Annotated in this window: 9 protein-coding genes; 6 read left to right on the top strand and 3 right to left on the bottom strand. The window is 64.7% G+C overall.

The window, feature by feature from the left end:
- Nucleotides 1-387 precede the first annotated feature (387 nt).
- Nucleotides 388-1,038, top strand: a complete 651-nt coding sequence (locus ACFQ9K_RS45370) for a Rossmann-like fold-containing protein (protein WP_378713245.1) — start codon at nucleotides 388-390, stop codon at nucleotides 1,036-1,038.
- 30 nt (nucleotides 1,039-1,068) lie between these two features.
- Here the strand turns inward: ACFQ9K_RS45370 and ACFQ9K_RS45365 are convergent, their stop codons facing one another.
- The 3 genes from ACFQ9K_RS45365 to ACFQ9K_RS45355 all read right to left on the bottom strand — a co-directional run bounded on the left by ACFQ9K_RS45365 (nucleotide 1,069) and on the right by ACFQ9K_RS45355 (nucleotide 3,399).
- Complete coding sequence (locus ACFQ9K_RS45365) at nucleotides 1,069-1,254, bottom strand: ADP-ribosylglycohydrolase family protein (protein WP_378984592.1); 186 nt, start codon at nucleotides 1,252-1,254, stop codon at nucleotides 1,069-1,071.
- Nucleotides 1,255-1,262: 8 nt separating this feature from the next.
- Nucleotides 1,263-2,150 carry a virginiamycin B lyase gene (locus ACFQ9K_RS45360; protein ID WP_378713250.1) on the bottom strand — a complete coding sequence of 296 codons (888 nt, stop codon included), beginning with the start codon at nucleotides 2,148-2,150 and terminating at the stop codon, nucleotides 1,263-1,265.
- Nucleotides 2,151-2,241: 91 nt separating this feature from the next.
- Entirely contained in the window at nucleotides 2,242-3,399 is a 1,158-nt protein-coding gene (locus tag ACFQ9K_RS45355) for an FAD-dependent monooxygenase (protein WP_378713252.1), read from the bottom strand.
- A gap of 131 nt (nucleotides 3,400-3,530) precedes the next feature.
- Here ACFQ9K_RS45355 and ACFQ9K_RS45350 point away from each other — a divergent pair, with 131 nt between their 5' ends.
- The 5 genes from ACFQ9K_RS45350 (at nucleotide 3,531) to ACFQ9K_RS45330 (ending at nucleotide 8,114) form a co-directional block, all read left to right on the top strand.
- Entirely contained in the window at nucleotides 3,531-4,313 is a 783-nt protein-coding gene (locus ACFQ9K_RS45350) for a helix-turn-helix transcriptional regulator (RefSeq protein WP_378713254.1), read from the top strand.
- A gap of 412 nt (nucleotides 4,314-4,725) precedes the next feature.
- The gene (locus ACFQ9K_RS45345; protein WP_378713256.1) at nucleotides 4,726-5,550 is read left to right on the top strand and encodes a hypothetical protein; all 825 of its coding nucleotides are present in this window, start codon (nucleotides 4,726-4,728) and stop codon (nucleotides 5,548-5,550) included.
- Between the two features lie 95 nt (nucleotides 5,551-5,645).
- Nucleotides 5,646-6,155, top strand: coding sequence for a GNAT family N-acetyltransferase (locus ACFQ9K_RS45340; protein WP_378713258.1), 510 nt, complete (start codon nucleotides 5,646-5,648; stop codon nucleotides 6,153-6,155).
- Nucleotides 6,156-6,333: 178 nt separating this feature from the next.
- Nucleotides 6,334-6,966 (top strand): phosphatase PAP2 family protein, encoded by a 633-nt coding sequence (locus tag ACFQ9K_RS45335; RefSeq protein ID WP_378713260.1) that lies wholly within the window; start codon nucleotides 6,334-6,336, stop codon nucleotides 6,964-6,966.
- Nucleotides 6,967-7,703: 737 nt separating this feature from the next.
- Nucleotides 7,704-8,114 carry a hypothetical protein gene (locus tag ACFQ9K_RS45330; protein ID WP_378713262.1) on the top strand — a complete coding sequence of 137 codons (411 nt, stop codon included), beginning with the start codon at nucleotides 7,704-7,706 and terminating at the stop codon, nucleotides 8,112-8,114.
- Nucleotides 8,115-8,607 lie beyond the last annotated feature (493 nt).

Here is an 8,607-nt window from a genome sequence, read left to right as displayed (position 1 = left end):
CAACTCCATTGCGTCGCAGTGAGTTTCTAGCAGGGTCTTTCCGGACCGGCGCAGCACGCGGCCACACCCGACACATCAGTACACCGTCTGTTCACCGAACCAGCGCGCCGAAACGAATATCAGGTAACGCGATCAAGGAGACCCACGGCAGAGCCCAGTGTCACCGACACCAGCATGATGAGACTCGGTCACCCCGCGGCCCGGTTCCGAACGCCAGGCATGCGGGAGCATACGGGGTCGAATCGTGGTGTCGACATTCCGACTGGACGTTATGCTCTGTGGCATCGAATTCTCTGCGGCACAACATGATTCATTTCTACAATTAGCGGGCGGTTTCCGGCGCGGTGCCGGAGCGTGCACGATATGCAGAATTGCGGGTGAACCACCATGCGCATCCTTCTCTACGGCTGCGGCGACTTCTCCAATGTGATCGAATCCCTGTCCTTCATCAAGAAGGAGCTGGGGTACGGGGCCTTCCAGCCGGTCGATGCGGAGCACGAGAAGCCCAGTGACGATGTACTGGCCACCGAGCTACGCAGCGAGAGCGAACTGCACAGGGTGTACGGCGAAGTGTTCGACACCAATGTCAAGGCACTCGGAGAAGCCGGTATCGCGGTCGGCTTCGAAACGGACGCTACCGGCCACTACTCCATCGGGAGCTTCGATCTGATCATCTTCCGCAATCCGCACACCGGGACATACGGCAGCAGTCGGGATCCCGGCATGTCGTCGTATCTGGAGTCGAGCACCACCAATCAGCAGCTGCTGATGGCGGCGCTGGCGAACTCCCGAAAGATCCTGAACCCGAAGGGGCGGATCCTGATCACCGCCGTCGGCTGGCCCTATATCGGCAAGCACCCCAAGGGCGACCTGAAATTGACGGGTATGCAGCTCGAGGTCCCGAGTTTCGCCGCCGCGTACGGTGAGAAGGCCGGTCTCGTGCACATGGGCAATCTCAACCTCGGCCAAATGTGGGTTGCCCGCAACCGCGGCTCGACGTTCGTCGCCGACGAAATCGGAATTCTCTATCGGATCTGAGAATCGGCGGCTACGCACCCCGTTCGGCCATCAGCGGATGACGCAGGGTTCGCAGCATGCGAGCCAGTCGGGCGGTATGCGGTCGGAGGTTGCGCGGGCACCGAGAATCCCGCCGATGATGGCACAGGTGGTGTCGATATCACCGCCGGCCGCAAGCGCCGCAACGACATCGGCGCGAGTGATCGGCCGTCGCAATAAAGGGTATCGGCGGCGCACCGTCTGTCCTACAAGGCGATTCGGGCCACCGCTCCGGTTTCCAACGCCGCCCACACCGCGCCGTCGGGGCCGAACGTGATGCCGTGGGGTTCGGATGCCGTTGTGGGCAGGTCATATTCGGTGATGGTGCCGTCGGTGCTGATCCGGCCGAGCCGGTTTGCTCCCCATTCGGTGAACCAGCAGTCGCCGGAGGCGAGCGCGGTGATGGCGTGCGGTTTCGCCGTCGGGTCCGGCAACGGGAACATCCGCATCGTGCCATCGGGGTCGACACTGCCGATTCGGCCTGCGGCGATGTCGACGAACCACACGGCGTCCGGGCCGCTGGTGATACCAACCGGTGCGCCTTGGTCGGGAAGCGGGTAGAGGGTGGTGTTGCCGTCGGTGTCGAGGCGTGCGATGGCGTTGGCCTGGTTGAGGGCGAACCACAGCGCGTCATCCGGCCCACGAGTGATCATGGCGGGAAACGCAACCCGCACAGGTATCTCGAAATGGGTGATCTGCCCGTCAGCAGTGATGCGGCCGACCCGGCCGGTGTTCATCTCGGTGAACCACATGGCCCCGTCCGGACCGTGGCAGATCCCATAAGGGCCACTGCCCGAAGGTAATTCGAACGCGGTCACGATGCCGTCCATGGTGACACGCCCGATGTGGTCGTCTCCGGATCGGGTGAACCACAACGCATCGTCCGTGCCCGCGGCGATGATGGACGGTCGGCACTCGGCCGACCCCGCCGAATATCGGTGCAGCGCACCATCCACGGTCAGGCGCGCGATCTCGCCGCTATGGACCAACGTGAGCCAGAGCGCGCCGTCGGTACCGGTGGTGATTCCGTACGGACCGGCCGCCGCGTCGACCACAGCGAACTCCTGAACGACCCGACCTTCGGAATCGCACATCCTCTATCACCCTTCCCGCATCGAATCCGTATGCGCACAGTCTTGTTGAATATGCCATCGCCTCGGGGCGACCGGACATCACGCTACGGGGTTACCGGGCCGCGGCGGCGATGTGCTCGGGGTCGTAGGTGTCGAGTTCCAGGCTGTCGTAGATGGCTACGATTCGCTCGCCCTGCTGGTCGGGGGGAACATCGGTCGAACGGTACAGCGAGCCAGCCGCACGGGCACCCTCGCGGACCCGGCGGCCGCGGTCGATGCGCAGGTTCTGGTAGCGGCGCAGACGGGCGGGGATGTCGGCGGGGCGGGCGTCGCGCAGGAGTATGGCCAGGGTGATGGCGTCCTCGACGGCCTGGTTGGCGCCCTGGCCCAGGTGCGGGGTGACCGCATGGGCCGCGTCACCCAGCAGGGTGATCCGGTCGGTCGACCAGGTCGGCATGGGAGCGCGGTCGTAGATGCCCCAGCGGAAGGTGTTCTCCATGGTTCCGATGAGGTCGCGCACCGGCGTGTCCCAGGTGTCGAAGGCGGCCGCCAGCGCGCTGACCTTGCCCGGAGCGCTCCAGGACTCCTCGACGTCCAGGTCCGTGGGGACGAACGCGACGAGGTTCAGCAGCGCACCGGCGGAGACCGGATACACCAGGAAACTCTGATTCGGCCCGACCCACATCGCCATGACATCGGGGTCGGTGATTCCGGCCACGCGATCGGTGGGTATCAGGCCGCGATAGGCCATGATTCCCTCGCTGACCGGCACGGATTTCGGGCCCACCAGCGGCTGGACGGCCGAGTGGATGCCGTCGGCGCCGACCAGCACGTCCGCTCGCGCGTGTGCGCCGTCGGCGAAGTCGAGCCGCACCCCATCGGGGTCTTCGACCGCGCCCACGCACTGGTGTCCCAGGCGCACCGTGCCGGACGGCAGTGCGGAGACGAGCAGGTTCTGGAATTCCGCCCGGTGCAGCGGGAATGTGCGCTCCACCGGATACGGCGGTCGGTAGCCGGGGATCGGCTCGCCCTGCCAGTTCTGCATCGTCACGTTCGAGAGCTTTCCGGCGATCGAGGCGATCGAGTCCAGCAGGCCCAGCCCCTCGTAGACGCGCGCGCCGTTCGCGCCGATGGCCACGCCCGCGCCCAATTCCCTTAGCTCGCTCGCTTTTTCGTAGATCGTCACGTCCACGCCGTGCCGGTGTAGCGCGATACCCGCAGTCAGCCCGCCGATTCCGGCCCCTACGATCGCGACCTTGACCTCGCTCATGGTGCCCCTTCTCCGAATCTCGCACGTGCGCCCGTATTTTCTGGCGCCGATTCCAGGCTCACCCCGCGCCCGGCGCGCTAGCCAGGGTGTATGTCACCCAGGATGTGAGCGGCGCGCCCTACCATGGCCAGGTGGCCGCGAACAGGTTGGGAGAGTTCCTCCGCGCTCGTCGTGAAGCGGCCCCCGCGCAGAACGGATCCGCGCACCAGCGGCGGCGGACGCCGGGGCTGCGCCGGGAGGAGGTGGCCGCGCGGGCCGCGGTCAGCACCGATTACTACACCCGGCTGGAACAGGGCCGGGAACGCCATCCGTCTCCGCAGGTGCTCGACGCCCTCGCCGCAGCGCTCGAACTGTCGAGTGCCGAGGCGGGTTATCTGCGCGGTCTGGTCGCCCCATCCGGGCCGTCGCGGACCTTCGCCGACACCGTGCCCAACGAATTCCTGCGGCTGGTCACGCGCTCGTGGGAATTGGGCCCCGCCTATGTGGTCAATCATCGCGGCGACATTCTGGCGAGCAATCGGCACGCGCAGGAGATCCTCGAGTGCTTCGAGATCTCGGACAACATGCTGCGCATGCTGTTCCTGGACCCGCTGGCGCGGCGGAAGTGGGGCGACTGGGAGGCATTCGCGCGCTTCCTGGTGGGTGGAATTCGCCGGAATCTCGGCCCTGACCTGGATAACTATCCGGATATCGCCGCGCTGATCGCGGAGATGTCCGAGCGGAGCCCGGAATTCAGCCGGCTGTGGAACACCCACGAGATCGATGTACGCGAACACAAGCAAAAACTGTTCCGGCACAACGACCTCGGCGAAATCCGGCTCGACTTCGAGCTGCTGACGGCGATCGACAGTCCAGGACAACTGCTCGTCTTGCATCGGACGAGTCCTGAAGGGCTGGACACCGAGGAGATCTGACCGGCGAATCCGCCTACCGGCGCTGGCGGGTCAACGTCCTCCTGATGCGCTTGTCGGGCTTTCGACGCCTGTGCCGCTGGCTCAACGCGCGTGCGACCCCCCGATCGAACAGCGGTGCCGGGCAGCCTCGCTCGCGGGCGTCCCATGGACGGCGAATTGGGGGCATGTAAGTTCATCGCGGTCCCGCTATCGTCACCGGATGCGCAACCTATACCTGGTCTGTGCGGCGATGCTGTGCCGTGTGAGACGTCGGGGTCGGCCGTGGTTCGGGCGCGCTGCGGTTCTTCTGGTCGGGGTCTTCGTCTGCTCCTGCGTCCGCGGAACCGAGGAGTCGAGGGACCTCGCAGCCGCGCTCGGCCGATTGCCTGGCGTTCACCAGGTTTCGACCAATTTCGACAGACACTTCTCGACGGTGGTCGTCCTGACCGAGAATGCGTCAGCCGAGGAGACCAAGGCGGTTGTCGAGGCCTTCCGCGACAAGATAGCGGCCGCACCAGGCTTACAGCAGCGGCGGCGGATAGATATCGAAATCCGTTGGGGTGAGTTGAGCAGCTCATTCAAAAGCGGGAAAGATGGGCTGGCTACTGCATCGGAACGCGCCGTCCAGTGGCATACCCTGAGCCATGCCTTCCCCGAGGACGAGGTGGCATGGATCTACAAGTGGACCTCCTACTGCTGTGATGGGTTCGGTCCGGGTGACCTCGTCATCAAAGGTTATGAGGGCATCGGTGACATTTCATTGAAGCCGCTGAACGAGAACGACTTCCGTGCGGTCAGCCAGGCATATACGCGTTTGATGCGGGAGTTCCCTGAGCTGGCGGGGGCTGATTGGGAGATCGGAGCGTGGGGTCGCGGGAGCGGATTTCTGCGCATGGACAACCGTTATCCGACCGAGCTCGAATTCTCGGTATGGCAACGACTCAACGAGGATCAGGCACCGCCGCACAGCGTGCATATGGTGGCGCGGCCCGAGGAACGTTCGTATCCGACGAAGCCGTATGTCGGCGAGCTACTCCGTTCGTCGACGTTCGACGACGCGAAACTCCTGGCCGAGAAGCACATCCCCATTGTCGCGGAATTAGGTCCGCCCGCCGTCGACTACCTGGCTACCACCGACCGCTTCGGTGGCGATGAACCGGACCAGGGTCTGCGCATCATCATCGGCGACTGCCAATCTCGCGACCGCCCGCCCAGCCAGGCCGAGCAGCTGCTGGTGGATCGGTACGGGAAGTGCTGACCCAATGGTCAGCGCGCCACGGGCATCTGTTGATTGATGCGACTGCCGGTCTACTCGATCCGTGATGAACTTAAGGCTGCGTGATACTCACTCACATGGGGAACCTTGTGATTCGGACCGCCGGTCCCGGAGATCTTATGGCAGTCTTGGCAATCCACGATCAGACCGCATCCCCAGCTGTATCGGCCAAGGCTGCCACCGATCTTCAACAGCGCACCTGGTCCCGTATGCAACGGTCGGAAGATCTCACGGTCTACCTTGCCCAGATCGACGATGAGGTCGTAGGGACGGCGACCCTGATGATCATGCCGAATATCACCTATCGCTGTGCGCCAACCGCATTCATCGAGGCCGTCGTGGTGGCTGACAAGCATCGCCGGCAGGGGATAGCCACCGCGATCTTGCGACAGCTTCTCGATGATTCGCGCACAGCCGGATGCAACAAGGTGCAGCTGCTGTCCCACAAACGCCACGCCTGCGACGGCGCGCATCGGCTCTACACTTCGCTGGGATTCGAGGCGGAAGCAGAGGGGTTTCGGCTCTATCTCCAGGAAGTGCCAGCAGCAGTTCAGGCTGCCCGACCGACACAGCGTGACAGTCGGTAGTCGACGCCCACGGCAGAACCGAACGACACACTGGTTTCGACGGCCATGGTTGCAATGGGAGGGAGTGGCCGCGGTAGGAGTTCCCAGCGAACTCCCAGGGACAGCGTCGTTCGCTCGTGGCATCGTCGACGTTATGCGAATGGTTGCGCCGAGGCCGAGGGCGTCGTTGGTTGCGGCAGTGATTGTGCTGGTGGTGTGGGTCGGGGCGGTGAGTGAGCTGACCGATAATGTCGTCGATCACGACGGTCTCACCCGTATTGATCCGGGTTGGCTGGGCTGGGTAATCGCGCACCGGGCCACCGACCTGACCGCGATCGCCCGTGTGCTCAGCGATGCCGGCGAGACGATCTCCATGCTGGCCCTCGCGGCCGTGGCGTGCGCGATTCTGCTGTGGCGGAGATTCTGGCCCGACGCTGTCACGGTGGCCATCGCCACCGCCGGGGCGGGTGTGCTGGTTACCGCGGGAAAGCATCTGGTGGGCCGTGCGCGACCACCGGCGGCCGACCACCTGGTCAACGAAACCAATCAGTCCTTCCCGTCGGGACACAGCCTGGGATCGATCGTCGTCCTCGGCGTGGTGGTCGCCATCGCGTTCACTCACGTGCGCGCCTCCGCGCTGCGCGTGGCGCTGCCGCTCGCCGCCGCCGTTCTCGTCGTAGCCATCGGCTGGTCGCGGCTGTATCTGGGCGTGCACTGGCCCACCGACATCCTCGCGGGCTGGTTGATCGGCGGACTCTGGCTCGCGATCTGCCTGATCGCTGTTCGCCGGCTTGCGACACGGACGGCTCCGCCCGAACCCGCCGTGCGTTGATCACCAAGGCTTGCCGGTCTCGTGGCTACCCGCATCGAGTCGAGGATCTGGCGCCTGTCATCTCCGCCACCGGTGCTGATTGCCCAAAACTTCTGCGTGAGAGCTTGATTCGAGACGAACGCCGACAAAAGACGATGTGCGGAGATGGTTCGAACTCGCCTTCAACGGCCCACCGCCCATGAGTCCCAAGAGAATCCAGGCCGACGACATGTCGCTGCTGAAGGGACATTCGTGCCCGGAATGATCGAGCGCGCACGGAGATCGGAGAGACGGGTGGCCTGGCACGATGGGCCGATGCCCGACAGGTCGGCGAACGTCTGATCAGCAACGAGGGCGCCACCTGCTGGTACGGGCAGGACGACACCGGCCGGATATGGGGTGGAGCGCCGGGCCGCGTCGATTGCGGGACAGCACTACGAGACGTTCTTGACCCACGGTGGGCACGGCCCCGAAGAACAGGCGCATTACACCTACTACCCGGATAAGTCGGCCATCCGGCTCGATGATTTCACCTACGACGACGAGGGTCGGCTGGCCCTGTCGCGGTATCGCGCGACCGGCGTTGCTGAATCAGGTATGCCGCCTCCCGGACCGGGCATGTCCTGGTCCTGGGTGGACTGGCGTAACGAGGGGGCTGATTCGCGCGCGACACGCCGTCAGTCCGCCAAGCCCCGTTGTCGAGGCCGCGCGACTACTCTGCTCGCGGAAGCTTCCGACGGGATCGCCAAGGAGGAATCGTGCAGGGAACCAAGCGGTTTGCCGCGACCTGGAGTGTGGGGCTGGCGTTGGCCGCTGTTATCACCCACGCTGCGGGCCCGGCGTCGGCCGGGCGCAGTATCCTCACCAATGTCGATGACGGACGGTCGCCGACGATCGAGGTCGGCGGCACTGTCGAGGTGCGACTCACTGCCTCCCGCGATCACGGACTCAGCTACAGCTGGGGAGTTCCGGTATCCAGTGATGCGACGATCCTGGCCCGCTCCCAAGGTTCCACAACTCCCAGCGGCGGAGCGTCAGCGGTTTTCGAGGCGAATCAGCCGGGCACTGTCACCCTCACCGCGCAACGAAACTGCCGGCCCAGCTCGGATAAGGCCTGCCCCACAACGCTTTTGCCCTGGGAGGTCAAGGTCACGGTCACGGCGAGTTGACGGCATAGGGCCGCGAAGATCGCCGCGGACGCTCTGCCCCTCGCGACACACGTGGTCCGTCGGCAACGTTGGCGACGGTGTCGCGGAAAGCCTTGCGGCGCAACACCTGAACCGAATTTTGCGGTGCACCAGACACGCGAACGCTCATGGCTCCCGCACGACTCGTCAGCGATCTCGCAGAATGGATTACCGAGAAGTTCGAATCCTGTTCCGAAGAAAGCGCTTTCACTCCTGAATAGCTGCTGACTCAGATCTCCGCCTACTGGACCACGGGCACGATCGGGGTGCGACCGGCCTGGGGCACACGTCGTCGACGTATGCCCCAGGCGGGTCGTGTTGGGCGGCCGAGACGAGACTTCGGATTCGGTGAACAACAGTGACGCGCCGCCGCCGGTCGATGGTTAACCGCGGGTGGCCAATTGGTGTGTCCGAATATCGGTCGTCGGGAGAAACAACGTCGCCCGTGTTTAGGTACTCCCCGCAGGAGAGGTTC

The organism is Nocardia sp. NPDC056564, assembly GCF_042793755.1.
In the GTDB taxonomy this organism is placed as follows: domain Bacteria; phylum Actinomycetota; class Actinomycetes; order Mycobacteriales; family Mycobacteriaceae; genus Nocardia.
The sequence above is the reverse complement of the archived record's forward strand: the minus strand, read 5'-3'. Positions and strand labels throughout refer to the sequence as shown.

Bases quoted from the DNA above. Each gene is read 5' to 3' on its own strand.
- ACFQ9K_RS45355 (WP_378713252.1), bottom strand. From the start codon at position 3,399: ATGAGCGAGGTCAAGGTCGCGATCGTAGGGGCCGGAATCGGCGGGCTG.
- ACFQ9K_RS45370 (WP_378713245.1), top strand. From the start codon at position 388: ATGCGCATCCTTCTCTACGGCTGCGGCGACTTCTCCAATGTGATCGAA.
- ACFQ9K_RS45360 (WP_378713250.1), bottom strand. From the start codon at position 2,150: ATGTGCGATTCCGAAGGTCGGGTCGTTCAGGAGTTCGCTGTGGTCGAC.
- ACFQ9K_RS45340 (WP_378713258.1), top strand. From the start codon at position 5,646: ATGGGGAACCTTGTGATTCGGACCGCCGGTCCCGGAGATCTTATGGCA.